This is a genomic window from Arthrobacter horti (assembly GCF_030731045.1).
Taxonomy (GTDB): domain Bacteria; phylum Actinomycetota; class Actinomycetes; order Actinomycetales; family Micrococcaceae; genus Arthrobacter_E; species Arthrobacter_E nanjingensis.
Window position 1 is genome coordinate 155320 of sequence record NZ_JAVALS010000002.1, and the last position, 24804, is coordinate 180123.

The window sequence follows — 24804 nt, forward strand, 5'->3', positions numbered from 1 at the left end:
CCCAGCAGCAGCAAAGGACCGATCATGGATCAGCCAACAGCCTCAACCCGCCTTGCCGAAGAGCAGAGCAAACACCTGCAGAAATCCCTGGGACGGTTCGACATCCTCCTGCTGGTGGTGGCCGCCGTCATCTCCGTGGAGGTGCTCGGCCAGGTGTCCGGGTTCGGCGGTGAGACCTTCACCTGGACCCTCATCCTGGCTGTCACCTTCCTGGTGCCGTACGGCCTGATCTTCGCGGAGACCGGCGGGACGTTCACCGAGGAAGGCGGCGTGTACGTCTGGACCAAGATGGCGTACGGCCGGGCCGTGGCGGCGGTCGCCTCCCTCTTCACCTGGGTCACCCAGCCGGTGTGGGTGGGCGGCGCCATGTCCTTCGTGGCCGTGGAGACGTGGAACAAGTACGTCACCCCGGTGGAGGCCGGCAGCCCCGTGGACTACGCGTTCAAGACCGTGTTCATCTGGATCACCGTCACCTCCGCCGTGATCAGCCTCAAGCACGGCAAGTGGCTGCCGTCCCTGGGAGCCATCCTCAAGGTGGTCTTCCTGACCTTCTTCCTGGCGGTCACCATCGTCTACGGCGTCCAGCACGGTTTCAACGGCCTGAGCCTGGGCTTCTTCACCCCCACCCTCGCCGGCTTTCTCGGTGTGACGCCGCTGCTGCTGTTCTCCTTCCTCGGTTTCGAGTCCGGGAACAGCGCCGCGGGTGAGATGAAGAACCCGGCCAAGGACGTGCCGGTCTCCGTGGCCCGCTCCTCCATGATCGCCGCCGCCAGCTACCTGCTGCCGATCCTGGCCATCCTGCTCGTGGTGCCGCTGGACCAGATCAACGGCATCGACGGTCTGTTCGGCGCCGTCTCCACCGTCTACACCGTGTTCGGCCCGGCCGCGCCGGCCATGCTGTCGGTCTCCGCCGTCGTCTTCTGCTTCATCCTGGTCTCCCAGGGTGCGGCGTGGATGATCATCAGTGACCGCATGCAGGCCATGGCCGCCGCGGACGGCTCCTTCTTCGGCGGCTTCTTCGGCCGCTTCAACGCCCGCCTGGGCACTCCGATCCGCGTGAACACGCTCTCCGGCGTGGTGGCCACGCTCTTCATGCTCGCCGCCATGCAGCTCAGCGGAGACAACGGTGCCATGTTCGGCGTCGTCCTGACCGTGGCGATCTCCACCTACCTGCTCAGCTACCTGGTGGTGATCCCGGCGGCGGTGCGCCTGCGCCGCAAGTACCCGGACGCCCCGCGCCCCTTCAAGGTGCCGGTCTCGGACACGGTGTTCCGTCTCCTGGGCCTGCTCTGCACGGCGTGGATCCTCATCGGCTCCTGGGTGGCGGTCTTCCCCGGCGTGCTGGAAGGCGTGTTCGGGATCGACTACGACTTCCAGAAGACCTGGGGCGTCTCCCAGGGCACCTTCGAAGCGTTCGCGCTCGGCACCCTCGGCTGCATCCTGGCACTCGGCGTGATCGGGTACCTCTGCGGCCGCAAGGTCCGGCAGGCCGTGGCCATGGACGCCGAGCCGGAGACGCACGGGATGGTCGGCGCTACCCTGGAGGCATGACGGCACGAGCGGACGCCTTCACGGCGCTGGTCACCGGTGCCTCCTCCGGGCTGGGCGCCGAGTTCGCGCGGCAGCTCGCCGAGGAGGGGTACCACCTCATCCTCGTGGCGCGCGACGCCGAGCGGCTCGGTGCCGTCGCCGCGCCGCTGGAGCGCGACTACGGCATCACGGCGGAGGTGCTCCCCGCAGACTTGACGGACGACGACGGCGTGGCGGCCGTCGTCGCGCGTCTGACCGATGCGTCGCGGCCGGTGGAGGTGCTGGTCAACAATGCGGGCATCGGCCTGGCGCACTCCTTCGAGAAGAATCCGATCGAGGTGGAGAAGCGCCATCTGCGGCTGCACGTGCAGACCACCCTGGAACTGAGCCATGCCGCGCTGCAGGGGATGCTGGCGCGGGGCTCGGGCCGGCTCGTGAACGTGGCCAGCGTGGCGGCGTTCGCCACCCGCGGCACGTACGGGGCGGCCAAGGCGTGGGAACTGAGCTTCAGCCGCTGGGCGAATGTGAACTACGGGCCGTCCGGGGTGCAGGTGACGGCGGTCTGCCCTGGCTTCGTGCACACGGAGTTCCACCAGCGCATGGGCATCGACAAGGCCGCCATGCCGCGCTGGATGTGGCTCGATGCCCGGAACGTGGTCCGGGAAGGCCTGGCCGACAATCTGCGCGGCAAGGCGGTGTCCATCCCGAGTCTGCGCTACAAAGTGGTGGTCGCCGCCACGCGTTTCCTGCCGGCACGCTTCACGCGCGGGCCGGAGCGGAGGCCGCTGGAGCGGACCGACTGACCGCGGACACGACAAAGGCGGCGCCTGGCGATTGAGTGCCAGCAGCGCCGCCGTCGTCGTGTATCAGTGGTGTGTCAGTGCGCGGCTCCGGCGAGCGGACGCCCCTCGAAGGGCATGGCGTCCAGATCCAGGAGCGGGTTCTCCTCCTGCGTGGCCACGAGCTCGCGGGCCTCTGCCTCGCTGGCCACGCTCGGCATGGACCCGGGGAGCGGGCGGCGGGCCGATTCGGGCAGGAAGTAGATGGCGATGCCGCCGATCACGGAGGTGGCCATCAGGTAGTACGCCGGCATCATGTCGTTGCCGGTGGCCTGAATCAGTGAGGCCACGATGAACGGCGTGGTGCCGCCGAAGATCGCCATGGAGAAGTTGTAGGCGATGCCCATGCCGCCGTAACGGCTCGACGTCGGGAACAGGGCCGGGAGCGCCGATGCCAGGTTCGCCACGTAGAAGGTCACCGGGAAGGCGACCAGCGCCAGGCCGGCCAGGGTGGACCAGACCTCGCCGATGCCGATCAGCAGGAACGCCGGGATCGAGAGAACGACGGTGCTGCCCGCGCCCACCCAGAGGACGGGACGGCGGCCGATGCGGTCGGAGAGCCGGCCGGTCAGCGGGATGCACGCGGCCATGATCACCAGGACCGGGATGGTCAGCAGGGTGCCGTGGATGGGGTCATAGCCCTTGGATTCCGTCAGGTACGTCGGCATGTAGGAGGTCAGGGCGTAGCCCACCGTGTTCGCGGCGGCGGCCAGGATCATGGCCAGGATGATCTGGCGCCAGTACGTCTTCACCAGCATGATGGGGCCTGTGTTGGTGGAGGGGTCCTTCTCCGTGGCGCTGCTGACCTTGGCCTCCTGCGCGTCCAGGGTGGCCTGGAACTGCGGGGACTCCTCGATCTTGCTCCGGAAGTAGACGGCGATGGCGCCGAGCGGACCGGCAAGCAGGAACGGGATGCGCCAGCCCCACTCCTCCATGGCCGCCTGGCCGAGTGTCAGTTGCAGGGCGGAGACCAGGGCGGCGCCGACGGCGAAGCCCAGGTATGAGCCCATGTCCAGGAAGCTGGCGAAGAAGCCGCGCTTCTTGTCCGGGGCGTATTCGGAGACGAAGGTGGTGGCGCCGGCGTACTCGCCGCCGGTGGAGAAGCCCTGGACGAGCTTCAGCACCACCAGGAGCACCGCGGCCCAGACGCCGATCTGCGCGTAGCCGGGCAGCAGGCCGACGGCGAACGTCGAGGCCGCCATGAGCAGCAGGGTCGCCGCCAGCACACGCTGTCGCCCCACTTTGTCACCCAGCCAGCCGAACACGACGCCGCCCAGCGGGCGGGCGATGAAGGTGGCGGCGAAGGTGCCGAGCAGGAAGAGGGTCTGGACGGACTTGTCCGCCTCCGGAAGGAACGCTGGGCCCATGGTGGTCACCAGGTAGCCGAACACGCCGACGTCGTACCACTCCATGGTGTTACCGACGATGGTGCCGCCGATGGCCTTCTTGAGCATGGGTTTGTCGACGACGTTCACGTCCGAGACCTTGAGCCGGTGGCTGGGCAGGCGGAACGTACGCACCGGTTTGCGGACCGGTTCCGGACGGCCCGGCGGGGCCATCACAGGGGCATTCGAGTCTGGGTCTATGGGCATTTGGGCTTCTCCTTGCGGGAGGTCATTTGCTTGCGACTTGCACTTTTCTGCGGGTCCTCGGCCCGCGACGACCATCAACTTTACTCCACCGGACCCGTCGGCGGGGAATCCGGACCGCCTTTCAGGGCCTGTTTCAGGGGGTTCTGAAGGGTTCTGCGACGGTGGTGGAGACCCTTTTTCAGTGGCCGGGAACGCGGGAAATGACCCACTCCGGCGCCTGAAGAACCCTGAAGTTCCGCGTCATTCCGGGGTTCTCGGTGCCTGACTCCTTCTGGCCGAGCTTTCCGTCATTTTTCTTGTCAACTCTGTCGCAGAACTGTGGTGATCTGTCACACTCAACAAGGGGATCAGCGAGGGCGTCGAGGGCTCATCGGGCCCCGGCCTCAGACGAAAGGCAGTGGATTCATGGCACCGATCAAGAAGGCCTCAGTGGCGACCGGAATCGGACTCACGGCAGTGATGGGGCTGCTGATGGTGGGAGCCGCGCAGGCGGTGCCCGTGCTGAACGCCGACCGGGGGTCCGTCTCGGCCCCGGCGAGGGATCAGTCTCCCGAAGTGGAGAAGGTCACGGCCGTCCGTACGGCGAAGGATGTTGCGGCGGTGGCGGTGGTGAAGAAGGCGGCCGTGAAGAAGGCGCCTGAACAGAAGGCGCCGGAAACGCAGGACGCCGAGGGGAAGGCCGCGGAGCAGGCTGCCGAGCAGGCGAAGGAGGCCGCCGAGCAGCAGGCCGAGGCGCAGAAGGAGGCTGCAGAGCACGCCCAGGAGGCGGCGGACAAGGCCGCAGAACAGGCCCGCGAAGCGGCGGAGAAGGCCGCTGAAGCACAGAAGGAGGCTGCAGAGCACGCCCAGGAGACGTCCGGCGAGCACACGGACGACGACGCGGACGTGCAGGGCGAGGACCAGGAACAGGGCACGGACCAGAACCAGGGCACGGACCAGGAACACAGTGGCACGGCGGAAACCCAGCACGCCGGTCACTCGCACGCCGGGCACTCAGGGGAGGACCACTAGCACGGGACCCCACCTCCACGATTTCCCCCGGGTTTCGGACATTCCCCACCGCTCCAGCTGCGGGGATCGTCCGCAACCCGGGGGATTTCCGTTTCTGACGAGGGACGACGCGGGGTTTCCTCGCGATAGCTCAGCCGCTCGGACTAGGCTGGGCAGTAAGCGAAAGGGAGCGCAGTGGACACTGAATTCGAGCAGCAGCCGGGCGGTGGACGGACCGTGATCTCCGACTCCGCGGTGGCCAAGGTCGCGGCGATCGCCGCCCGCGCGGTCCCCGGGGTCCACTCCCTGGGCTCCGGCACCCCCCGCGCCCTGGGCGCCATCCGTGAAGCGGTGGGCAGCCCCGACCACGTGGCCGGCGTCCGCGCCGAGGTGGGGGAGACCCAGGTGGCCGTGGACCTCACGCTCGTGGCCGAGTTCGGCTACCGCTTCCAGGACATCGCCAACGCCGTCCGTGCCGCCGTGTACCAGGCCGTGGAGGACCTGGTGGGCATGGCCGTCATCGAGGTGAACATCGAGATCAACGACGTGCAGCTTCCCGGCGGCAAGCAGGACTCCCGCCCCGCCCGCACCGGCGGCAGTGCGTCGTCGGCGTCCCAGCCGGGCCAGAGCGGCGCCGCCGCGGAAGGAAAGTGAACTCCATGAACCACACGCTCAGCGGGATCGCGATCGGCGCCTTCCTGGCCTTCATGTCATTCCAGTTCGGCTGGTGGGGATTCGTGGTCTCCGCCGTCTTCATGGCGGTGGGTGCCGTCCTGGGCCGCGCCGTCGAGGGCCGGATCGACCTGCGACGGGTCCTCGACGCCCTGACGGGACGGCGTTCCTCCTCATGACCGGCGCCGCCATGCCGGCCGAGGCCCCGCGGGTCCTGGCCGGGCACAACAGGTTCAGCAACCAGGCCCTGACCAGCCTGGCCAAGGCGGCCTGCGCGGAGGTCCTGGAGGTTCCGGCGCAGGAGGTGCGGGTCGAGTGGAGGGACGACGACGGCCTGCTGGCTCTCAGCCTGGTGACCCCCCTCGGACTGCCCGGGCTGTCCGAGGTGGTGCGCGATCCGGAAGTTCTGGCGGCGGCCGGCGGGAGCATCTGGGACCGTGCCGTCGACGCGAAGGCGGACATCCGGGCCCGCGTCATGCAGTTGAGCGGCTCCGAGCTGAGCCGTGTGGACATCCGCATCTCCGGTGTCCTTCAGCGCACCGCCGCGAGGGTGAGGTGACCCCATGACCACGGAAACCCTGACGCCGGAGGATGAGCGGCGCTTCCTGGACGAGATCCTCCGCCGTGAGCTCACGCCGTCGCGCTCCATCGCCGCGCTGCTGGCCGGCGTTCTGGTGGTGCTGCTCTGTGTGTACTTCCTGCTGGAGACCATCCTGGCGCTGTTCCGGCTGCCCGGCTGGCTGATCGACCCGGACGAAGCGCTCAACTGGGTGGCCGGCCTGCCGGGGACCGGTCCCGGCCCGGTGCTGGCGCTCGGCGGGGCCGTTCTGGCCATGGTGGGCTTCTTCTTCCTGGTGAGCGCCCTGATGCCCGGCCGCCGCGCGCGGCATTCGCTTCCGCATCCGGTCCTGGCCGTGGTGGTCGACGACGAGGTGGTCGCCTCCGCGCTGGCCCGCCGCGCCCGCCTGGCCGCCAACGTCTCCCCGGCTCAGGTGATGGTCACCGTGGCCCGCGCGCAGGTGCTGGTCAACGTCCGCCCGACGTCGGGCCTCAGGGTCACCGACGACGCCGTCGAGCGTGCGGTGACCGAGGAGCTCGACGCGATGGGCCTGTCCCCGCGCCCCTCAGTCACGGTGCACCTCGCCTCCACCGGGGTGGTGGGCGCATGAACGGCACCCCACGCGGGCTCAACCGCTTCATCACCGGTCTGCTGGGCTTGCTGCTCCTGCTGCTGGGACTCGGGATCCTTCTGGTGTCTCTGGTCCCGCCCGTGGCGCAGGCCTGGCGGGACTTCGCCGCGCCGCTGGTGCGAGGGCTTCACGGAGCATACGAGGCCACGCCGCTTCCCGCGGGGAGCAGCTGGCTGTACGTGGTGGTGGCCGTGGTGCTCCTGTCGGTAATCCTGCTGACGATCCGGTGGATCGCCGGGCAAGGGCAGGGGCGGGCCAGCCTCCTGGTGGAACGGCCGGACCACTCCGCCACGGACGGCGAGGTGACCATCAGCGGCAATGTCGCTGAGCAGCTGCTGCGTGCGGCGCTCTCCGGCCGCGGCGATCTGCTCGGACTGCACGTGGTCACCTACCAGTACCGGGGCATCACGGCCCTGCGGGTGCGGCTCTTCCCGCGGAAGGGAGCTTCGCCGCAGAAGCTCGTGCAGGACGTGGAATCCCTGCTGGAAGGCCTGGATCTCATGGTGGGGCACCACACGCCGGTCCTGGTCCACCTGGGCGCCGGGACGCGCGCGATGTTCACCCGGGAGGAACGGGTCCGCTGAGTCCAACTGGTCGGGTCCATCTGTCGCTTTCCGCGGTTCAAGACGACAGATGGACCCGACCAGTTGGATGTCAGGCCTGCGGCAGCAGATAGGCGGAGGTGTTCACCGGCAGCATGCCGCCGGTCAGTGGTCCGCTGGACAGTACGGGGGTGAACCCCACGGGGAGGTCCACCGGTTCTTCGCCCATATTGGCCAGAACCAGGACGCCTCCGTTCAGGAACGCCACCAGGCCCTGTTCGGGCCGGTGCTGGGCGGACCACACGTGCGCGCCCCGGCCGAGCCTGTGCTTCCGCCGGAGGGCCAGCGCGGCGCGGTACAGCTCCAGCGTGGAGCCCTCGACGCCGTCCTGAACGTCCGCCGCATGGTCGCGGAAGGACTCCGGCTGGGGCAGCCATGGCTGCGCGTCGCCGTCGGGACCGTTCAGGCTGAAGCCGTAGCCCGGTGCGTCCGCCGTCCACGGCAGCGGCACGCGGCAGCCGTCACGGCCGCGCTCCGCGCCGTGGGTGCGGAAGAAGGACGGATCCTGACGAGCTGAGGCGGGCAAGGTGGTGTGCTCGGGGAGGCCGAGTTCCTCGCCCTGGTACAGATAGGCCGAGCCGGGCAGCGCCAGCTCCACCAGGGTGGCGGCGCGGGCACGGGACAGGCCCAGGGCGGCGTCCGGCTGCTCGTCCTCCGAGGCGATCCCCTTGGGGAAGGTGGCGGGGTCCTTCAGGCCGAACCGGCTGGGGTGCCGGACGGTGTCGTGGTTGCTCAGCACCCAGGTGACCGGGGCGCCGACGGCGGCCACGGCCTCGATGGACGCGTCGATCGAGTGGGCCAGGCGCTCGGCATCCCAGCCGGCCAGGAGGAAGTCGAAGTTGAAGGCCTGCTGCATCTCATCGGGGCGGACGTAGCGGGCAAGTCGTTCGGCCGGCTCCACCCAGGCCTCCGCCACGAGCATGCGGTCTCCCTCGTAGCTCTCCAGGACCTTGTGCCAGTCGCGGTAGATTTCGTGGACGCCGTCCTGGTCGAAGAAGGGCGCCTGGGACAGGTCCTGGCCTTCGGCCCGGGTGGGTTCCGTGGCTGGTTCCGCATCACCGCCGTCGTCGTCGCCGTCCGCGGGGGTCTCCTTCGCGGTGGACCCCTCCACCATGGCGGCGGCCCCGTCCCAGTCCGGCAGGCCGTCCGCCTTGATGAGCCCGTGGGCGACGTCCACACGGAAACCGTCCACGCCCTTGTCCAGCCAGAAGCGGAGCACCGAGCGCATCTCGTCCCGGACCTCCTCGTTCTCCCAGTTCAGGTCCGGCTGCTTGGTGTCGAAGAGGTGCAGGTACCACTCACCCGGTGTGCCGTCCGCCTCCGTGACGCGGGTCCAGGCCGGGCCGCCGAACACGGAGTTCCAGTTGTTGGGGGCCTGGTCCCCGTCCTTCCCCTTGCCCTCGCGGAACATGTACCGGGCGCGCTCCGGAGAGCCTGGGCCTGCCGCGAGAGCGTCCTGGAACCACACGTGCTCGTCCGAGGTGTGGTTGGGGACCAGGTCCACGATGACCTTCAGGCCCAGCCCGTGGGCGGTGGCCAGCATGCGGTCGAAGTCCTCGTTGTTCCCGAAGAGCGGGTCGACCACGCGGTAGTCGGCCACGTCATAGCCGGCGTCCGCCTGCGGCGACTTGTAGAACGGGCTCAGCCAGACGGCGTCGACCCCCAGCTGCTTGAGGTAGGGGAGCTGCTGGGTGATGCCGTGCATGTCACCCATGCCGTCCCCGTTCCCGTCGGCGAACGAGCGCGGGTAGACCTGGTAGACGACGGCGTCCGCCCACCAGGTGCCGGGGCGCGGGGAGACGGGCTCGGGTGCGGTCTGGGGCACGGGAGGTCCTTTCTAACGATTGTGCGTAAACGCTTGCATCAAGTCGTGCCAGCTTACTAATGTGATCTACGCAACATCAACCCGCACGGGATGACAGTGCTTCGCTCACTTTGAGGAGTCACCTGCAATGAAACCACGTAAATTCCTCGCGCCGGCCGCCGCCGCTGCCGTGCTGGCCCTGGCTCTGACCGCCTGTGGTGGCGGCAGCAGTTCCGGCGGATCCGGCGGGGGCGACGCAGCCTCGCAGAACATGGACGGCCGCGGCCCCATCACCTTCGTCAGCGGCAAGGACAACTCCGGAGTCTGGCAGCCCACCATCGATCGCTGGAACGCCGCGCACCCTAACGAAAAGGTCACGCTCAAGGAACAGACTGATCAGGCAGATCAGCAGCACGACGACCTGGTGCAGCACTTCCAGGCTCAGCAGTCCGACTACGACGTGGTGACCGTGGACGTCGTCTGGTCCGCCGAGTTCGCCGCCAAGGGCTGGCTCCAGCCGCTCAAGGACAAGATGGCGGTGGACACGGCCAAGCTTCTGCCCGCCACCGTCAAGGCGGCCACCTACAACGGCACCGCCTACGCCGTGCCGATCTCCTCCGACGGCGGTCTGCTCTACTACCGCAAGGATCTGGTGCCGAACCCGCCCAAGACCTGGGACGAGATGATGGGCATGTGCTCCATCGCCAAGGCGCATGACATGGGCTGCTACGCCGGCCAGTACTCGAAGTACGAGGGCCTGACGGTCAACGCGGCGGAGGCCATCAACACCTTCGGCGGCAAGATCGTCGATGACCAGGGCAAGGCGGTCGTCAACTCGGCCGAGGCCAAGACGGGTCTGGGCAAGCTGGTGGACGCTTTCAAGAGCGGCAACATCGCCAAACAGGCCCTCACCTACCAGGAGGAGCAGGGCCGCAAGGCCTTCGAGGACGGCAAGCTGCTGTTCCTGCGCAACTGGCCGTACGTCTACAACCTGGCCAAGACCGATGGCGCATCCACGGTCAAGGACACCTTCGGTGTGGCACCGCTGCCCGGCATGAGCGGTCCCGGCGCCTCCTCGCTGGGCGGCCACAGCGCAGCGGTCAGTGTGTACTCCAAGAACAAGGCCACCGCGCACGATTTCGCACAGTGGCTCATCCAGGACGAGCAGCAGAAGTTCTTCGCGCTCAAGGGCTCCCTGGCCCCGGTGGCTTCGGCCCTGTACACGGACTCGGACATCGTCAGCAAGCTGCCGTACATGCCGACGCTTCTGACCTCGATCCAGAACGCCGTGCCGCGCCCGGTGACCCCGTACTACCCGGCCGTCACCAAGGCCGTTCAGGACAACGCCTACGCCGCTCTCCAGGGTGACAAGTCCGTCGATCAGGCCGTCAGCGACATGCAGGCCGCGATCGATGCGGCCGGCCACTAGCGCCTGACGCCTGAGGTGGCGGGGCCCGCGAGGGCGGGTCCCGCCACCTCCCTCCGCGGGACACCGCGGGAATCACGAGCTGGGCAAGAACATTTGGAGGAGTCACCATGTCCACAGAGGTCCCGTCGAAGACGGGGGAAACCGATACCGGGAGGCGGGGGCGCGGGCCGGGGATGGCCGGTGCGGAGAGCGCCGACCGCCGGCAGACCACTCAAGGCCGCTGGGCCTACACGCTGCTCGCCCCGACCCTGATCCTGCTGGCCGTGGTGATCATCTATCCGGTCATCAACGCCATCATCCTGTCCTTCCAGAAGGACGCCGGCCTGGACAAGGCCACCGGATTCTTCGTGCAAGGCGGCTTCGCCGGCGTCGACAACTACACCCACTGGATCCTCCAGCAGTGCGGCTCCGAGAAGTGCCCGCCCGGCACCCTGGGCGCGCAGTTCTGGGGTGCCATGGGCACCACGTTCCTGTTCGCGGCGATCACGGTGATCCTGGAGACCGTGCTGGGCTTCTGGATGGCCATCGTCATGGCCCGGGCGTTCAAGGGCCGCAGCCTTCTGCGTGCCTCCGTCCTGGTGCCGTGGGCCATCCCCACGGCCGTGACCGCCAAGCTCTTCTTCTTCATGTTTGCCTTCGACGGGATCATCAACACGGTGTTCCACAGTTCGATCCTGTGGACCGGATCGGAATGGCCGGCACGCTGGGCCATCATCATCTCCGACGTCTGGAAGACCACCCCGTTCATGGCGTTGCTGATCCTGGCCGGTCTGCAGCTGATCCCCGACGAGGTCTACGAGGCCGCCAAGGTGGACGGTGCCGGTACGTGGCAGCGGTTCACCCAGATCACGCTTCCCCTGGTGAAGCCGGCCCTGATGGTCGCGATCCTGTTCCGTACGCTCGACGCCCTGCGCATGTACGACCTGCCCGCGATCCTGACCGGCGGCGCCAACAACACCACCACCCTCTCCATTCTGGTGGTCCAGCAGATCCGGCAGGGCTTCAACGTCGCCTCCGCCTTGTCCACCATCACCTTCGTGACGATCTTCCTGGTCGCCTTCATCTTCGTCCGCTTCCTCGGCGCCAATGCCGTGGAGTCCGCCAACCCGAGGAAGAAGTGACATGAGCACCCCCACCGCCACGCGCCGTCGCGCCTTCACCTGGGCACCCACTCGCACCTATGTGCAGGCAGCGGTCATCCTGATCTGGTGTCTGCTGCCGTTCTACTGGATGATCGTCACCGCCTTCCGCGACGTCGGTTACACCTTCGATCCCACCCCGTTCTTCACGCACGTCACCTTCGACAACTTCGCGACCGTGTTCGATGAGTCCCTGGGCAACCACTTCGCCCGCAACCTGCTCAACAGCCTCATCGTGGCGGGCCTCACCACCGTGATCTCACTGCTGGTGGGTGTCTTCGCGGCCTACGCCCTGGCCCGCCTGAAGTTCCGTTTCAAGGAGATGGTCCTCGGGTTCGTCCTGGGCGCCTCGATGTTCCCGGGCGTCGCCCTCATCACTCCGCTGTTCCAGCTCTTCACCAACCTGGGCTGGATGGGCAGCTACCAGGCCCTGATCATCCCGAGCATCTCCTTCTCCCTGCCGCTGGCTGTCTACACGCTGACCTCGTTCTTCCGTGAGATGCCGTGGGAGCTGGAGGAGGCGGCCCGCATCGACGGCTGCACCCAGGGCCAGGCGTTCCGGAAGATCATCCTTCCGCTGGCCGCCCCGGCCACCTTCACCACCGCCATCCTGACGTTCATCGGGGCGTGGAATGAGTTCCTGATCGCCAACCAGCTCTCCAGTGACGCCACCAAGACCGTCACGGTGGCGATCGCCTCCTTCGCCGGAGCCCAGCCGCACCAGGAGCCGTACACCGCCGTCATGGCGGCTGGCACCGTGGTCACCATCCCCCTGGTCATCCTGGTCCTCATCTTCCAGAAGAAGATCGTGGCCGGTCTGACGGCGGGTGCGGTGAAATGACCCGGCCCCGCGGCGCCGAGGAGGGGATGCAGGAGCCGCTGCCCGGCCCCCGCCTGATGCGCAGCGCCCAGGACCTCGACGTCCTGATCGGCATGCTCGGCTTCTGGACGCTGGTGCTGTTCATCGCCACCGTCTGGACCGAGCTCAGCGGCGGAGCCGCCCTGGGCTGGGCGCTGGGACTCCTGGCCGCCGTCGCCGGCATGTGGGGGCTCTTCCGCCTTCGCCGGCGTCTGCCGTCCCGGACCATCGGCCATCGCAACGGGAGGTGAGAGGCGCGTCACCAACTGTGCCGTAGAGCGGTGTCCGTGGTTCAATTCGATGTCTGGTATACCTGAAGGAGTGTGACAGGCATGGCAGCTCGCGCCGCCCGTGGCGGGCACCACGGGGTGAGTATCGAGGATGTGGCCGAGGCCGCCGGAGTGTCCACCGCAACGGTATCCCGGGCGGTCCGAGGACTGCCCCGCGTCTCCGAGACCACCCGGCAACGCATCCTCCAGGTGGCTGCCGAGCTCGGGTACGTTGCGTCGTCGGCGGCCTCCGGGCTGGCGACCGGGCGAACCCGGACCATCGGCGTCCTGGCGCCGTACGTGGACCGCTGGTTCTTCTACAAGGCCCTGGAGGGCGTGGAGCGTGAGCTCCACCAGGAGGGCTACAACCTTTCCCTCTTCAGCCTGGACAGCCGCACCCGCGAACGCCAGCGGACCTTCACTAAGACCATGGTGGCCAAGCACATCGACGCCCTCCTGGTGCTCTGCATGGCGCTTTCCATGGAGGAGATCGACGAACTGCGCCGCTTGGACATCCCGCTCGTAGCCGTCGGCGGGCCTGTGGAGGGCTGCCCGAGCGTGGGGATCGACGACGTCAAGGCGGCCGCCTTGGCCACCCGTCACCTCCTGGAACTGGGGCACCGGGACATCGGCATCCTGCACGGCCAGGACGATGACGACGACCTCAACTTCAAGGTCCCGGCACTCCGGGTGGACGGCTTCCGGGCCGAGCTCGAGCGCCACGGGGTGCCGTTCCGTCCTGAGTGGGAGGTCAACGGCAACTTCACCCTGGCCAGCGGAGCCGAAGCCTTCGACGAACTCTGGGCCCGCCCGGGCCCCAAGCCGAGCGCCCTGATGTGCGCGTCGGACGAGATGGCCATGGGCGTGGTGCTCCAGGCCCGGCGGCACGGGGTGCGGGTGCCGGAGGATCTCTCCGTGATCGGCATCGACGACCACGAATTCTCCTCCGTCATGGGTCTGACCACGGTGGGCCAGGATCCGGTGGACCAGGCGCGTTCCGGAACCCGGATGCTCCTGGACGAACTCACTGGAAAGACCGGTGCCGTGCGGGACGTCGGGGCCGGCTTCGAGTTGATCCTGCGGAGCACGACGGCGGCGCCCGCCGCCCGCTGAGCGCCGCGGTCGTGCCAGGGGACCTCAGCCCGCCGCCAGGATGGGTGCGAAGAACGCCTCCAGTTCCTCCGTGGCGTCCAGCGGGAGCACCGCGGAGACATACTGGTCCGGGCGGACCACCACCACGGCGCCGTCACGGCTCACACCGCGCTCCTCGAAGATGTCCGCACCGGGCGCGGAGGCATAGACCTTGTTGAGGTCGTGGAGGCCGAACGGGCCCACCTCGGGGCGGAAGACGGCGGGAGCCGCCATGAGGTCCACCTCCGTGTGCGGCTGCTGGTAGACCACCTTGACGTCGAACCACACGTCCTGATCGCCCGCCGGTTGGGCGGCGAGGGGTGAGCCGGCCGCCGTCGTCAGCCAGTCCGCCAGCCGCGCGACGCCGGACTGCTCTCCCGCGCGCGGAGCATCGGCGAAGACGTAGATCCGCCAGCGCCCGTCTGCCGTGGCCTGGTGGCCCAGCTGCAGCGGATTGGTGTCGCAGACGCGGACCACGTGCGCGGAGCGGAAGCGCTTGCCAATGGGGAAGCCTGTGGCGAGGTCCTGATGCGTGGCCCCGGACGTGATGAGGGACGGCGTGTACTGGGTCATGAAGCCGGCCGGGAACTCGGCTGTGCGGACGTAGAACTCCTCCAGTTCGGACGGATCGTCGAACTCCTCCGGCTTCTTGGCCATCATGGACGACCATTCCTTGTCGAAGTCGATGAGGTTCTTCGCGATGACCTGGCGTTCCGCCGAGTAGGTGGCCAGGAGGCTCTCCGGGCTGCGGCCCTCCAGCACGTGCCCGAGCTTCCAGCCGAGGTTGAAACCGTCCTGCATGGAGACGTTCATGCCCTGGCCCGCCTTGGCGCTGTGCGTGTGGCAGGCGTCCCCGGCGATGAACACGCGCGGGGTGCGGGAGCCCGCGTCCTCCAGGATGACGTCGTCGAAGCGGTCCGTCAGGCGGTGGCCCACCTCATAGACGCTGTGCCAGGCGACGTTGCGGACGTCCAGCGTGTACGGGTGGAGGATCTCATTGGCCTTCTCGATGATCTGCTCAATGGTGGTGGCCCGGACCGCGTGGTCCTCACCGGCCTCGCCCAGGTCCACGTACATGCGGAACAGGTGGCCGCCCTCGCGGGGGATCAGCAGGATGCTGCCGCTCTCGGCCTGGATGGCGCACTTCTCGCGGATGTCCGGGAAGTCGGTGACGGCCACGACGTCCATGACGCCCCAGGCGTGATTCGCCTGGTCCCCGGCCATGGTGCAGCCGATCGACTGGCGGACCCGGCTCCGGGCCCCATCCGCTCCGAGGACGTACTTGGCGCGGACCGTGCGCTCGCGGCCCTCGAGCTCTCCGCTGGTGTGGAGCAGGGTCACCTCGACCGGGTACTCCTCGCCCTGATGCACCGTGAGGCCGCTGAACTCGTAGCCGTAGTCCGGCTTCAGGCGGGCCGGGGAGTTCGCCATGTATTCGGCGAAGTAGTCCAGCACGCGGGCCTGGTTGACGATCAGGTGCGGGAACTCGCTGACGCCGAGTTCGTCGTCCACGGCGCGTGCGGCGCGGTGGATCCGGGACACGTCCGCAGGGTCCGGCTTCCAGAAGGCCATCTCGGTGATCCGGTAGGCCTCATCGGTGATGCGGCCGGCGAAGCCGAAGGCCTGGAAGGTCTCCACGCTTCGGGCCTGGATGCCGTCCGCCTGGCCGATCTCCAGGCGACCGGGACGGCGCTCGACGATCCGGGTTCTCACGTCCGGGAACTGCGAAAGCTGGGCCGCGGTGATCATCCCGGCGGGCCCGGTGCCGACGATCAGGACGTCGACGTGCTCCGGAAGCTCTTCCGGGCGGTCGATGCCGACCCCGGCGGCCGGCTGGACGCGCGGATCCCCGGACACATAGCCGTGGTGGTGGAACTGCACGGTCATTCCTCACTTCTTCGTGGTGCCGGCTGGACCGGCGGTGGTCAGTAGCTTGCGGGGGATGCGCCGTCATCGGCGGACGACGGCGGGGCGAAGCAGGCGGCGAGTTCCTCGCTGGAACGGGCCAGGAGCGCGACGTCGGCGCCCACCAGCAGGAAACGGGCTCCGGCTGCGATGTACCGCCGGGCCATCGCCTCGGCGAAGGCGTTGACGCCGGCGGGCTTCCCGGCGTCCCGGGCGGCTTCGAGGCAGTGCTCGACGGCCGCGACCACCTCGGGGTGGTCCTGCTCGCCCAGGTGCCCCAGAGACGCGGCGAGATCGGATGGCCCGATGAAGATCGCGTCCACCCCGTCCACGGCGAGGATCTCCCCGACGTTCGCGACGGCGTCGGCGGTCTCGATCTGGACGGTCAGGGACACGGTTTCGTCCGCCCGGGCGAGATAGTCCGGAATCCGGTTCCACCGGGCGCCCCGGGCAAGTGCCGCGCCCACGCCGCGCACCCCGTGCGGGGGGTAACGGACCGCCGCGACGGCGGCGCGCGCCTGATCGGCGTCGTTCACCATGGGGATCAGCAGGTTCTGCGCGCCCAGGTCCAGGTACTGCTTGATGAGCACCGTGTCGTTCCAGGGCAGCCGCACCATGGGCGTGACAGGGTATCCATGCACGGCCTGGAGCTGGGCGAGCACCGACTCCAGGGAGTTCGGGCTGTGTTCCACGTCGATCAGCAGCCAGTCCGTGCCGGAGCCCGCCATGATCTCTGCCACCAGGGCGCTGCCGGAGCAGACCCACAGCCCGGCCTTCGGCGGCACGGGACCGTCCCCGGCCGCCGCGCCGGCCTGCGCCAGGACGTGCCGGAAGGTGGGCTCGGGGTCTAGACGAAACGGCATGTCACGGTTCCCATCGGTCCGTAGTCGGCGTACACGGTGTCGCCCTCATAGACCCAGGCGGGCCTGGTGAACGAGCCGGCCAGGACCAGGTCCCCGGCGGTGAGCGACTGGCCGTGCTGGGCCAGCTTGTCCGCCAGCCAGGCCACGCCTGTGGCCGGGTGGTTGAGCACACCGGCTGCGACGCCGGTCTCCTCGATCTCCTGATTGCGGTACAGCAGCGCGGAGACCCAGCGGAGGTCCACGTCATGCGGACGCACCGGGCGGCCGCCCACCACCATGGCGCCCATGGCGGCGTTGTCCGCGATGGTGTCCACGATGGTCCGGCCTTGCATTTCGATCCGCGAGTCCAGGATCTCCAGTGCCGGGACCACGTAGTCCGTGGCGTCCAGGACGTCGAACACCGAGGTGTCCCGGCCGCTCAGGGCCCGGCCCTGAAGGTCCTTGCCGAGGCGGAACGCCAGCTCCACCTCGACGCGCGGGTGGGTGTACCGCTTCCACTCGAGAACGGAGCCGTTGCCCAGGACCATGTCGTCGAAGATCACGCCGTAGTCCGGCTCCGTGATGCCCGTGGCCGCCTGCATGGCCTTGGAGGTCAGGCCGATCTTGCGGCCCGCCACGCGGCGGCCCTGGGCCTGAAGCCGGGAGGCCCAGAGCTTCTGGACCGCGTAGGAGTCCTCCACGTCCATGCCCTCGTAGCGGCTGTGCAGGAGCGGCACCGGGGTGCGGCTCCGGCCCGCCTCCACGAGTTCGTCCGCGATGGACTCGATGGTCTTCGCGTCGAGCATCTCAGACCTGGTTCCCGAGCTTGAAGCCCTTGGCGGCCTGACCGTGGTACGAGCCGTCCTCGTCGCCCTCACGGGTGAAGGAGAAGCCGTCAGCGCCGATGGTCACGGCCATCTCGGAGGAATCGGTGCGCTCGATGACGGGCTGCGGGTTGCCGTCCAGGTCAAGGACCAGGGAGGCCTCGGTGTACCAGGACGGGACCACGGGATTGCCCCACCAGTCGCGGCGCTGGTTGTCGTGCACGTCCCAGGTGATGACGGGGTTGTCCGGGTCGCCCGTGTAGTAGTCCTGGGTGTAGATCTCCACGCGGTGGCCGTCCGGGTCCAGAATGTAGAGGTAGAAGGCGTTGGAGACGCCGTGGCGGCCGGGCCCGCGCTCGATCCGGTCGGACATGCGCAGGGCGCCCATCTTGTCGCAGATCTGGATGATGTTGTGCTTCTCGTGCGTGGAGAAGGCCACGTGGTGCATGCGGGGGCCGTTGCCACCGGTCAGGGCGGTGTCGTGCACGGTGCCCTTGCGGTGCATCCAGGCGGCGTAAGTGGTGCCCTCCTCGTCCTTGATGTCCTCGGTGACCCGGAAGCCCAGGTCCTCCAGGTACTTCCGGCCGCGGGGCACGTCCGGGGTGACCTGGTTGAAGTGGTCCAGGCGGACCAGCTCACCGGCGGAGTAGAGGTCGTAGCGCATATGGAGGCGCTCCACGTGCTGCACCTCGTGGAAGAACTCGTACGGGAAGCCGAGCGGGTCCTCCACGCGCAGGGAGTCGCCGATACCGCGGACGAAGCCGTCCTTGCGGCGCTCGGTGCGGCAGCCCAGTTCCTTGTAGTACGCCTCTGCCAGGTCCACGTCCTCCGGGTGCCGGACCCGGTAGGAGAAGGCCTTCACCGCCGCGATCGGGCCGAGCGTGAGCACCAGGTTGTGGTGGATGAACTCCTCGAAGGAGCGCAGGTAGATCTGCTGGTCGTCCTCGTAGCTGACGTGCAGGCCGAGCAGGTCCACGTAGAACGCGCGGGAAGCAGCCAGGTCCGTGACCACGATCTCCATGTAGGCGCAGCGCAGGATGTCCGGGGCCGGGACGGAGGGCTTGGGGATAATGGTGCTCATGGGATTCTCCTCGTCGAGAGTCGTCAGGACTGCTTGCCGAACGTCGGGTTGTGGACCTTCCCGAGGGTGATGTGCACGGCCTGCTGGTCGGTGTAGAAGTCGATGGAGCGGTAGCCGCCTTCGTGGCCCAGGCCGGAGGCCTTGACGCCGCCGAAGGGGGTGCGCAGATCGCGCACGTTGTTGGAGTTCAGCCAGACCATGCCGGCCTGCACGTCCTGCGCGAAGTTGTGAGCGCGCTTCAGATCGTTGGTCCAGACGTAGGCGGCCAGACCGTACGCGGTGTTGTTCGCCAGCGCCAGCGCCTCGGCGTCGTCCTTGAAGGGGGTGATCGCCACGACCGGGCCGAAGATCTCCTCCTGGAAGATCCGGGCGTCCGGCGCGACGTCGGCGAAGACGGTGGGGGCCACGAAGTTGCCGAACTCGAAGCCTTCGGGCTGCCCGCCACCGGCCACCAGACGGCCCTCCTCCTTGCCGATCGACACGTAGCTCATGACCTTCTGGAAGTGCTCCGGGTGGACCAGGGCGCCGACCTCGGTGGACGGATCGTGCGGGTAGCCGACCTTGACCCGCTTCGCCTGCGCGGCGTAGCGCTCCACGAACTCGTCGTAGATGTCCTGCTGGACCAGGATGCGGGAGCCGGCGGTGCAGCGCTCGCCGTTGAGGGAGAAGACGCCGAAGATCGTGGCGTCCACGGCAGCGTCCAGGTCGGCATCCGCGAAGACGATCGCCGGGCTCTTGCCGCCGAGCTCCATGGAGAGACCCTTCAGGTACGGGGCCGCGTTGCCGAAGATGATCTGGCCGGTGCGGCTCTCCCCGGTGAAGGAGATGAGCGGGACATCGGGGTGCTTCACCAGAGCGTCTCCGGCGTCCTCGCCGAGGCCGTTGACCAGGTTGAACACGCCCTTCGGGAGGCCGGCCTCTTCGAAGATCCCGGCCCAGAGGGAGGCGGAGAGAGGAGTGAACTCGGCGGGCTTGAGCACCACGGTGTTGCCGGTGGCCAGGGCTGGGCCGAGCTTCCAGGACTCCAGCATGAAGGGGGTGTTCCAGGGGGTGATGAGGCCCGCGACGCCGATCGGTTTGCGGTTGACGTAGTTGACCTGGCGGCCGGGAACCTTGAAAGTGTCATCCGCCTGAGCCACGATCAGGTCCGCGAAGAAGCGGAAGTTCTCCGCAGCGCGCCGGGCCTGGCCCAGCGCCTGGGTGATGGGAAGGCCGGAGTCGAAGGACTCGAGCTCGGCCAGACGGGCGTCCCGGGACTCCACGATGTCGGCGATCCGGTGCAGCACGCGGGAACGCTCGCGGGGGAGCATTCGCGGCCACGGGCCCTCCTCGAACGCCTTCTTGGCGGCTACGACGGCGCGCTCGACGTCCGCCTTCTTGCCGGCGGCGGCCTTGACGTACACCTCGTTGGAGACGGGCTCGAGGACGTCGAAGGTGTCTCCGTCGAGCGAGTCGACGAACTCGCCGTCGATGTAGTGCTGGATCGAGGTGGGGAGGTTCTCAGGAACGAAACGCTCGCTCATGTTTCACGTCCTTAAAGTTTCGGAGGGTTTTTACAAGGTGGGGAAGTCGGGGTGGGCTGCGGTGCGGGCCAGGTAGGCGTCCAGGGTGGCCGAGCGGTGCCGCCGGGCCGCGAGCTCGATATCCGCCACGGGGGCACCGTGCTCGATGAGATCCAGGAGGCGCTCGTGCTCGGCCACCGATTCACCCGCCCGTTCGGGGACGAAGCTGAAGGTGGAGCCGCGGAGGGCGGTGAGGCGGTTCCAGCCGCGGTGCACCAGGTCCAGGATGTGCGGATTGGGGCAGTGCTCGAACAGGACGCTGTGGAAGTCGTGGTTCAGGCGGGTGAACTCCACCGGGTCGAAGTGCTGGGGGAACTCCTCCAGCATGGCGCGCATGCGGCCGTTGATCTCTCGGGCGGCTGCGAGTTCCTGCGCGGTCACGGACCTGGCGGACAGCGCGGTGGCCGCCCCCTCCACGAGGCTGAGTGTCTGCATCGTGTAGAGGTACTCGACGGGATCGATCCCGGACACCGTGGCGCCGACGTTCTTCTCGAACGTCACCAGGCCCTCGGCCTCGAGGCGGCGGACGGCCTCCCGCACCGGCACCACGGACACGCCGAGCTCCGTGGCCACCTGGGCCAGAACCAGGCGCGCGCCCGGGGCAAGTGCGCCGCTCACGATCCGCCCGTGCAGCTGCTCGTAGGCGAACTGGGACTTGCTGACGACGACGCCGGGAGCCCAGTGGATGTCGACCGGGCCGGTGATCATGGCTTTGCCTCGCCGATTGCGGTGTCCGCCGCGTAGCGCTCGCGCCACGCGGAGTTCATGGGGAAGAGCCCGTCCACGGGGTGGCCTTCGGCGACCCGGTCGGCGACCCACGCCTCCTCGCGCTCCTGGGCGACGGCGGCCTCGGCCACCTCATCGGCCAGGTGCGCCGGGATGACCACGATGCCGTCGTCGTCGGCCACGATGACGTCGCCGGGCTGTACGGCGGCGCCGCCGCACGCGACCGTCTCGTCGACGGCCCACGGAACGTGCCGCCGGCCGAGGACAGCCGGGTGCGGGTTGGCGCCCCAGGCGGGGATGTCCATACCGGAGACCGGGCCGAAGTCGCGGATGCCGCCGTCCGTGATGACGGCCGCGGCGCCGAGTACCTGCGCGCGCAGGGCCAGGACATCGCCCAGAGTGCCTGACCCCTTCTCGCCGCGGGCGTCCATGATCAGGATGTCGCCGGGCCGGAGAGAGTCGATGGCGCGTTTCTGGGCGTTGAAGCCGCCGCCGTGCGTGGCGAAGAGGTCTTCGCGGGCGGGGATGAAGCGCAGGGTGCGGGCGCTGCCCACGGCTTTGACGCCGGGTTTGGTGGGGGAGAGACCCTCGATGTGGCAGTTTTGCATCCCGCGCTTGCGCAACTGGACGCTCAGGGTGGCGGTGCCGACCGCGTAGAGCTTCGCTTCGAGTTCCGGGGTCAGGATGCTGGTGGGACGGGTGTCGGCGGGCGGCCCCGGGGCGATCCCGGCGGCCTCAGGGGAGCCCCAGGCGTCGATGCGGTCCGCGTCGCTCAGCCTGGGGAGGGCCCCGAACGGTTCCAAGCCTTCGGCGGACTCGGTGACCGTGTTGCCGAGCCGGCCGGTGGTGAGGATCAGGCCGTCCACCGTGGTGCCGTCGATCGCAGTGCCGTCCACCGCAGCGCCGTCCACCTCGATCTCCACGAGGTCGCCCAGGCCCGCCACGGTGGCGCCGGCCGGGGTTCCGGTGAGGATCACATCGCCGGGCTCCAGGGTCATGAGACGGGAGAGGTCCGCGATGAGCTGGGAGAACGGGAAGAGCAAGGTGGCCGTGGAGTCCTCCTGGACCAGTTCGCCGTTGATCCACATTCGGACGCGGAGCGCGGCCGGGTCGAGTTCCTGGGCAGGCAGCAGAGCCGGGCCGATGGGCGTGATACCGTCCACGCCCTTCGAACGGAGGTTGGAGCCCTTGTCCGGCCAGCGCAGGTCCGCCAGGCCGGCGTCGTTGGCGGCGGTCACCCAGGCGACGTGACCCCAGGCGTCCTCCGGGGAGACCCGGTGGGCCGGGCTGCCGATCACCAGAGCGACCTCGCCCTCCACGGTCAGCAGCTCGACGCCGCGAGGCCGGCTGAGAGGCGCGCCGTGCAGGGCCAGCGAGGTGCCGGGCTTGAGGAAGTAGGACGGGACCGCGGGCGTGCGGCCGCGCTGGGCGGCCCGGCTGGGGTAGTTCAGGTGGACGGCGATGACCTTGCGCGCGCCGTCGATGGCGGCCTGGCCGAGCGGTTCCGGGTGAAATGCCACAGCTTCCTCTTCCGTTTCCTCTTCCGTGAGTCGCCGGTGCCGTCCCCTGGACGCCGCCGGATCGTATACGAAGATCGTATACGATCGACTATGGCACGGGTCACATCGTTGGTCAAGGGGCAGGATGGATCCATGGACCGTCTGCTGAATTCACCCCTGCCGATCGTCGCCGCGCCCATGGCCGGAGGGCCCACCACGGTGGAGCTGTCCGCCGCCGTCGCGGAGGCTGGAGGATTCCCGTTCCTCGCCGCGGGGTACAAGAGCGTGGAAGCCGTGGCCGCGGAGATCCGGGACCTGGAGGCATCCACCGGGACCTTCGGCGTGAATGTGTTCGTGCCCTCGGAGGAGTCCCCGGACCCGGCCGCATTCCGCCGTTATGCCGAGGAGCTGCGGTCCGAGGCGGGGCCGTACGGGCTGACCCTGGACCCGGAACCCCGTGCGGACGACGACGGCTGGGAGGCCAAGCTCGAGCTGTTGCTCAGCCACCCGGTGCCCGCGGTCTCCTTCACCTTCGGGCTGCCGGCTGCGGACCGCATCGTCGCGCTGCGGCGGGCGGGCACGGTGGTGCTCGGCACCGTCACCACCGCGGAGGAGGCCGTCGCGGCCCGTGACGCAGGCGTGGACGGGCTCATCGTCCAAGGGCCGGGCGCCGGTGGGCACAGCGCCACCTTCGACCCGGCCCGGGCGATCGGTTCGGGGAGCACCGAGGACCTGCTGCGGCGCGTCCGCGCTGTCGTCGGTCTTCCGCTCGTGGCCGCTGGGGGCGTCGACGGTCCTGCCGCCGTGGCGGGTCTCCTGCGTGCGGGAGCCGAGGCCGTCGCCGTCGGGACCCTCCTGCTGCTGGCCGATGAGGCCGGCACCTCGGCGACCCACCGCGCCGCCTTGGCGGACCCGGCCTTCGAACGGACGGTCATCACCCGTGCCTTCACCGGGCGCCCGGCGCGGGGCCTGGAGAACGGCTTCATCCGCCGCCACGAGGCCTCCGCGCCGCTCGGTTACCCGGCCGTCCACCACCTGACCCGGCCGCTCCGCCAGGCCGCGGGCGCGGCAGGCGACGCGGAGCAGCTGCACCTCTGGGCGGGCACCGGATACCGCAGGGCGCGCAGCGGTCCGGCGGCCGAGATCATCGCCGGGCTCAGTGGCGCGGAGGGGTGATCCCGTTCAGGACGCGGATCACGCGGTCGGTGGAGGCGGAGTCCGCCACTGTGATGCGCACCCCGTCGCCGGCGTAACCGCGGACCATGACACCGGCGGCCTCGAAGGCCTCCAGAAGGCTGGTCCGCAGCTCATCGCCTGTGCGCAGCCACACGAAGTTGCCCTGGCTTTCCGGCACGGTCCAGCCCAGCGCTCGCAGCGCCTCCTGGAGCCGGCCCCGCTCGCGCTTCACGCCGGCGCTCCGCTCCCGCATCCCGGCTTCCGCGTCGAGCGAGGCGATCGCCGCCTGCTGAGCCAGGGCGGTCACGCCGAAGGGAATGGCGGTGCGGCGCAGGCCTTCGGCGATGTCCGGGGACGCCACGGCGTAGCCGACGCGCAGGCCGGCCAGGCCGTACGCCTTGGAGAAGGTGCGCAGGACACAGACGTTGGGGAACTCGCGGTACAGCGCCAGGGAGTCCGGCCCGCTGCCGTCCTCGGCGTACTCCACGTAGGCCTCGTCGATGACCACCAGCACGTCCCGCCGCAGCCCGCGGAGGAAAGCCTCGATGCGCTCGTGGGCGATCGGGACGCCGGTGGGGTTGTTGGGCGTGCACAGCAGGACCACCCGGGTCCGCTCGGTCACGGCGGCGGCCATGGAGTCCAGGTCGTGCCCCTCCTCGGCGTCCAGCGGGACGCGGACGGGCACGGCGCCGGCCAGCTCCACCAGGATCGGGTACGCCTCGAAGGACCGCCACGCGAAGACCACCTCGTCCCCGGCGTCGCACAGGCCGGTGATGATCTGCTGCAGTACGCCGACGCTGCCGGGTCCTACGGCCACCTCCTCCGCCGTCACGGACAGCTGGGCGGCGATCCTCTCGCGGAGTTCGACGGCGCCCATGTCCGGGTAGCGGTTCATCCGGCCGGCGGCCTCGGCCACGGCTGCCGCCACGGACGGCAGGGGCTCGTGGTGGTTCTCGTTGCTGGCCAGGGCTGCGACGTCGGCGCCCTGGGCGCGGCGGCCGGGGACGTATCCGGGCAGGCCGACGACGGCGGAGCGGAGGCTGGGGCGCACGGTCTCACCGAGCATGGAGGTCTGGGAGGCGTTCATGGAGTCGATTTTCTGAGTGACGCCTGGTGGCGTGCAAGATACGCTGAATCGACTGG

At 69.0% G+C, this 24804-nt stretch carries 24 protein-coding genes; 14 read left to right on the forward strand and 10 right to left on the reverse strand.

The genetic code is table 11. From position 1 onward, the window contains the following. The first annotated feature begins 24 nt into the window (after window positions 1-24). Window positions 25-1551: an APC family permease gene (locus Q9R02_RS04550; RefSeq protein ID WP_305995471.1), complete on the forward strand. Its 1527-nt coding sequence runs from the start codon at window positions 25-27 to the stop codon at window positions 1549-1551. Further along, window positions 1548-2333 carry an SDR family NAD(P)-dependent oxidoreductase gene (locus Q9R02_RS04555; RefSeq protein WP_305995472.1) on the forward strand — a complete coding sequence of 262 codons (786 nt, stop codon included), beginning with the start codon at window positions 1548-1550 and terminating at the stop codon, window positions 2331-2333. Before Q9R02_RS04550 ends, Q9R02_RS04555 begins: the two co-directional genes overlap by 4 nt. A gap of 74 nt (window positions 2334-2407) precedes the next feature. Here the strand turns inward: Q9R02_RS04555 and Q9R02_RS04560 are convergent, their stop codons facing one another. Continuing rightward, window positions 2408-3928 (reverse strand): MFS transporter, encoded by a 1521-nt coding sequence (locus Q9R02_RS04560; RefSeq protein WP_425279222.1) that lies wholly within the window; start codon window positions 3926-3928, stop codon window positions 2408-2410. Between the two features lie 438 nt (window positions 3929-4366). Between Q9R02_RS04560 and Q9R02_RS04565 the strand changes: the two genes are divergently transcribed. The 6 genes from Q9R02_RS04565 to Q9R02_RS04590 all read left to right on the forward strand — a co-directional run bounded on the left by Q9R02_RS04565 (window position 4367) and on the right by Q9R02_RS04590 (window position 7397). Further along, complete coding sequence (locus Q9R02_RS04565) at window positions 4367-4972, forward strand: hypothetical protein (RefSeq protein WP_305995474.1); 606 nt, start codon at window positions 4367-4369, stop codon at window positions 4970-4972. A gap of 174 nt (window positions 4973-5146) precedes the next feature. Beyond that, window positions 5147-5605, forward strand: coding sequence for an Asp23/Gls24 family envelope stress response protein (locus Q9R02_RS04570; RefSeq protein ID WP_305995475.1), 459 nt, complete (start codon window positions 5147-5149; stop codon window positions 5603-5605). 5 nt (window positions 5606-5610) lie between these two features. Continuing rightward, window positions 5611-5802 (forward strand): DUF2273 domain-containing protein, encoded by a 192-nt coding sequence (locus Q9R02_RS04575; RefSeq protein WP_305995476.1) that lies wholly within the window; start codon window positions 5611-5613, stop codon window positions 5800-5802. Further along, complete coding sequence (locus Q9R02_RS04580; protein WP_305995477.1) at window positions 5799-6182, forward strand: hypothetical protein; 384 nt, start codon at window positions 5799-5801, stop codon at window positions 6180-6182. The genes Q9R02_RS04575 and Q9R02_RS04580 overlap by 4 nt, the downstream gene beginning before the upstream one ends. 4 nt (window positions 6183-6186) lie before the next feature. Beyond that, window positions 6187-6792, forward strand: coding sequence for a DUF6286 domain-containing protein (locus tag Q9R02_RS04585; RefSeq protein ID WP_305995478.1), 606 nt, complete (start codon window positions 6187-6189; stop codon window positions 6790-6792). Next, window positions 6789-7397 carry a hypothetical protein gene (locus tag Q9R02_RS04590; RefSeq protein WP_305995479.1) on the forward strand — a complete coding sequence of 203 codons (609 nt, stop codon included), beginning with the start codon at window positions 6789-6791 and terminating at the stop codon, window positions 7395-7397. Before Q9R02_RS04585 ends, Q9R02_RS04590 begins: the two co-directional genes overlap by 4 nt. A 70-nt stretch (window positions 7398-7467) precedes the next feature. Here Q9R02_RS04590 and Q9R02_RS04595 read toward each other — a convergent pair whose 3' ends face one another. Beyond that, a complete protein-coding gene (locus Q9R02_RS04595; RefSeq protein ID WP_437124364.1) occupies window positions 7468-9240 on the reverse strand; it encodes a glycoside hydrolase family 13 protein in 1773 nt (590 codons plus the stop codon). A 127-nt stretch (window positions 9241-9367) separates the two neighbouring features. Between Q9R02_RS04595 and Q9R02_RS04600 the strand changes: the two genes are divergently transcribed. From Q9R02_RS04600 to Q9R02_RS04620, 5 genes are all read left to right on the forward strand, one after another. Further along, the gene (locus tag Q9R02_RS04600; protein ID WP_305995480.1) at window positions 9368-10648 is read left to right on the forward strand and encodes an ABC transporter substrate-binding protein; all 1281 of its coding nucleotides are present in this window, start codon (window positions 9368-9370) and stop codon (window positions 10646-10648) included. Between the two features lie 107 nt (window positions 10649-10755). Further along, window positions 10756-11769: a carbohydrate ABC transporter permease gene (locus Q9R02_RS04605; protein ID WP_425279216.1), complete on the forward strand. Its 1014-nt coding sequence runs from the start codon at window positions 10756-10758 to the stop codon at window positions 11767-11769. A gap of 1 nt (window position 11770) precedes the next feature. Further along, the gene (locus Q9R02_RS04610; protein ID WP_305995481.1) at window positions 11771-12628 is read left to right on the forward strand and encodes a carbohydrate ABC transporter permease; all 858 of its coding nucleotides are present in this window, start codon (window positions 11771-11773) and stop codon (window positions 12626-12628) included. Further along, on the forward strand, window positions 12625-12897 hold the full coding sequence (locus tag Q9R02_RS04615) for a hypothetical protein (RefSeq protein ID WP_305995482.1): 273 nt from the start codon (window positions 12625-12627) through the stop codon (window positions 12895-12897). Before Q9R02_RS04610 ends, Q9R02_RS04615 begins: the two co-directional genes overlap by 4 nt. An 81-nt stretch (window positions 12898-12978) precedes the next feature. Continuing rightward, window positions 12979-14028, forward strand: a complete 1050-nt coding sequence (locus tag Q9R02_RS04620) for a LacI family DNA-binding transcriptional regulator (RefSeq protein ID WP_305995483.1) — start codon at window positions 12979-12981, stop codon at window positions 14026-14028. A gap of 24 nt (window positions 14029-14052) precedes the next feature. Here the strand turns inward: Q9R02_RS04620 and Q9R02_RS04625 are convergent, their stop codons facing one another. From Q9R02_RS04625 to Q9R02_RS04655, 7 genes are read right to left on the reverse strand one after another with little or no spacing between them, the layout of a single operon-like run. Beyond that, on the reverse strand, window positions 14053-15927 hold the full coding sequence (locus Q9R02_RS04625; protein ID WP_305995753.1) for an FAD-binding monooxygenase: 1875 nt from the start codon (window positions 15925-15927) through the stop codon (window positions 14053-14055). A 44-nt stretch (window positions 15928-15971) separates the two neighbouring features. After that, window positions 15972-16814 carry an HpcH/HpaI aldolase family protein gene (locus Q9R02_RS04630; protein ID WP_305995484.1) on the reverse strand — a complete coding sequence of 281 codons (843 nt, stop codon included), beginning with the start codon at window positions 16812-16814 and terminating at the stop codon, window positions 15972-15974. Beyond that, entirely contained in the window at window positions 16799-17599 is an 801-nt protein-coding gene (gene hpaH, locus Q9R02_RS04635) for a 2-oxo-hept-4-ene-1,7-dioate hydratase (protein ID WP_305995485.1), read from the reverse strand. The genes Q9R02_RS04630 and hpaH overlap by 16 nt, the downstream gene beginning before the upstream one ends. Before the next feature lies 1 nt (window position 17600). Beyond that, window positions 17601-18698 (reverse strand): 3,4-dihydroxyphenylacetate 2,3-dioxygenase, encoded by a 1098-nt coding sequence (gene hpaD / locus Q9R02_RS04640; RefSeq protein ID WP_305995486.1) that lies wholly within the window; start codon window positions 18696-18698, stop codon window positions 17601-17603. Between the two features lie 23 nt (window positions 18699-18721). Next, a complete protein-coding gene (gene hpaE, locus Q9R02_RS04645; protein ID WP_305995487.1) occupies window positions 18722-20221 on the reverse strand; it encodes a 5-carboxymethyl-2-hydroxymuconate semialdehyde dehydrogenase in 1500 nt (499 codons plus the stop codon). Between the two features lie 30 nt (window positions 20222-20251). Beyond that, window positions 20252-20968 carry a GntR family transcriptional regulator gene (locus Q9R02_RS04650; protein WP_305995488.1) on the reverse strand — a complete coding sequence of 239 codons (717 nt, stop codon included), beginning with the start codon at window positions 20966-20968 and terminating at the stop codon, window positions 20252-20254. Next, on the reverse strand, window positions 20965-22506 hold the full coding sequence (locus Q9R02_RS04655; RefSeq protein ID WP_305995489.1) for a fumarylacetoacetate hydrolase family protein: 1542 nt from the start codon (window positions 22504-22506) through the stop codon (window positions 20965-20967). Before Q9R02_RS04655 ends, Q9R02_RS04650 begins: the two co-directional genes overlap by 4 nt. Window positions 22507-22638: 132 nt before the next feature. Here Q9R02_RS04655 and Q9R02_RS04660 point away from each other — a divergent pair, with 132 nt between their 5' ends. Then, the gene (locus tag Q9R02_RS04660) at window positions 22639-23661 is read left to right on the forward strand and encodes a nitronate monooxygenase (protein ID WP_305995490.1); all 1023 of its coding nucleotides are present in this window, start codon (window positions 22639-22641) and stop codon (window positions 23659-23661) included. On the opposite strand, the gene hisC is transcribed toward Q9R02_RS04660, so the two are convergent. After that, entirely contained in the window at window positions 23642-24748 is a 1107-nt protein-coding gene (hisC, locus tag Q9R02_RS04665) for a histidinol-phosphate transaminase (protein ID WP_305995491.1), read from the reverse strand. The genes Q9R02_RS04660 and hisC overlap by 20 nt on opposite strands. Between the last annotated feature and the right edge of the window lie 56 nt (window positions 24749-24804).

Bases quoted from the DNA above. Each gene is read 5' to 3' on its own strand.
- hpaD (WP_305995486.1), bottom strand. From the start codon at position 18,698: ATGAGCACCATTATCCCCAAGCCCTCCGTCCCGGCCCCGGACATCCTG.
- Q9R02_RS04630 (WP_305995484.1), bottom strand. From the start codon at position 16,814: ATGCCGTTTCGTCTAGACCCCGAGCCCACCTTCCGGCACGTCCTGGCG.
- Q9R02_RS04605 (WP_425279216.1), top strand. From the start codon at position 10,756: ATGTCCACAGAGGTCCCGTCGAAGACGGGGGAAACCGATACCGGGAGG.
- Q9R02_RS04575 (WP_305995476.1), top strand. From the start codon at position 5,611: ATGAACCACACGCTCAGCGGGATCGCGATCGGCGCCTTCCTGGCCTTC.
- Q9R02_RS04580 (WP_305995477.1), top strand. From the start codon at position 5,799: ATGACCGGCGCCGCCATGCCGGCCGAGGCCCCGCGGGTCCTGGCCGGG.
- Q9R02_RS04615 (WP_305995482.1), top strand. From the start codon at position 12,625: ATGACCCGGCCCCGCGGCGCCGAGGAGGGGATGCAGGAGCCGCTGCCC.
- hpaH (WP_305995485.1), bottom strand. From the start codon at position 17,599: ATGCTCGACGCGAAGACCATCGAGTCCATCGCGGACGAACTCGTGGAG.
- Q9R02_RS04650 (WP_305995488.1), bottom strand. From the start codon at position 20,968: ATGATCACCGGCCCGGTCGACATCCACTGGGCTCCCGGCGTCGTCGTC.
- Q9R02_RS04660 (WP_305995490.1), top strand. From the start codon at position 22,639: ATGGACCGTCTGCTGAATTCACCCCTGCCGATCGTCGCCGCGCCCATG.
- hisC (WP_305995491.1), bottom strand. From the start codon at position 24,748: ATGAACGCCTCCCAGACCTCCATGCTCGGTGAGACCGTGCGCCCCAGC.
- Q9R02_RS04550 (WP_305995471.1), top strand. From the start codon at position 25: ATGGATCAGCCAACAGCCTCAACCCGCCTTGCCGAAGAGCAGAGCAAA.
- Q9R02_RS04590 (WP_305995479.1), top strand. From the start codon at position 6,789: ATGAACGGCACCCCACGCGGGCTCAACCGCTTCATCACCGGTCTGCTG.
- Q9R02_RS04585 (WP_305995478.1), top strand. From the start codon at position 6,187: ATGACCACGGAAACCCTGACGCCGGAGGATGAGCGGCGCTTCCTGGAC.
- Q9R02_RS04560 (WP_425279222.1), bottom strand. From the start codon at position 3,928: ATGGCCCCGCCGGGCCGTCCGGAACCGGTCCGCAAACCGGTGCGTACG.
- hpaE (WP_305995487.1), bottom strand. From the start codon at position 20,221: ATGAGCGAGCGTTTCGTTCCTGAGAACCTCCCCACCTCGATCCAGCAC.
- Q9R02_RS04600 (WP_305995480.1), top strand. From the start codon at position 9,368: ATGAAACCACGTAAATTCCTCGCGCCGGCCGCCGCCGCTGCCGTGCTG.
- Q9R02_RS04610 (WP_305995481.1), top strand. From the start codon at position 11,771: ATGAGCACCCCCACCGCCACGCGCCGTCGCGCCTTCACCTGGGCACCC.
- Q9R02_RS04565 (WP_305995474.1), top strand. From the start codon at position 4,367: ATGGCACCGATCAAGAAGGCCTCAGTGGCGACCGGAATCGGACTCACG.
- Q9R02_RS04620 (WP_305995483.1), top strand. From the start codon at position 12,979: ATGGCAGCTCGCGCCGCCCGTGGCGGGCACCACGGGGTGAGTATCGAG.
- Q9R02_RS04555 (WP_305995472.1), top strand. From the start codon at position 1,548: ATGACGGCACGAGCGGACGCCTTCACGGCGCTGGTCACCGGTGCCTCC.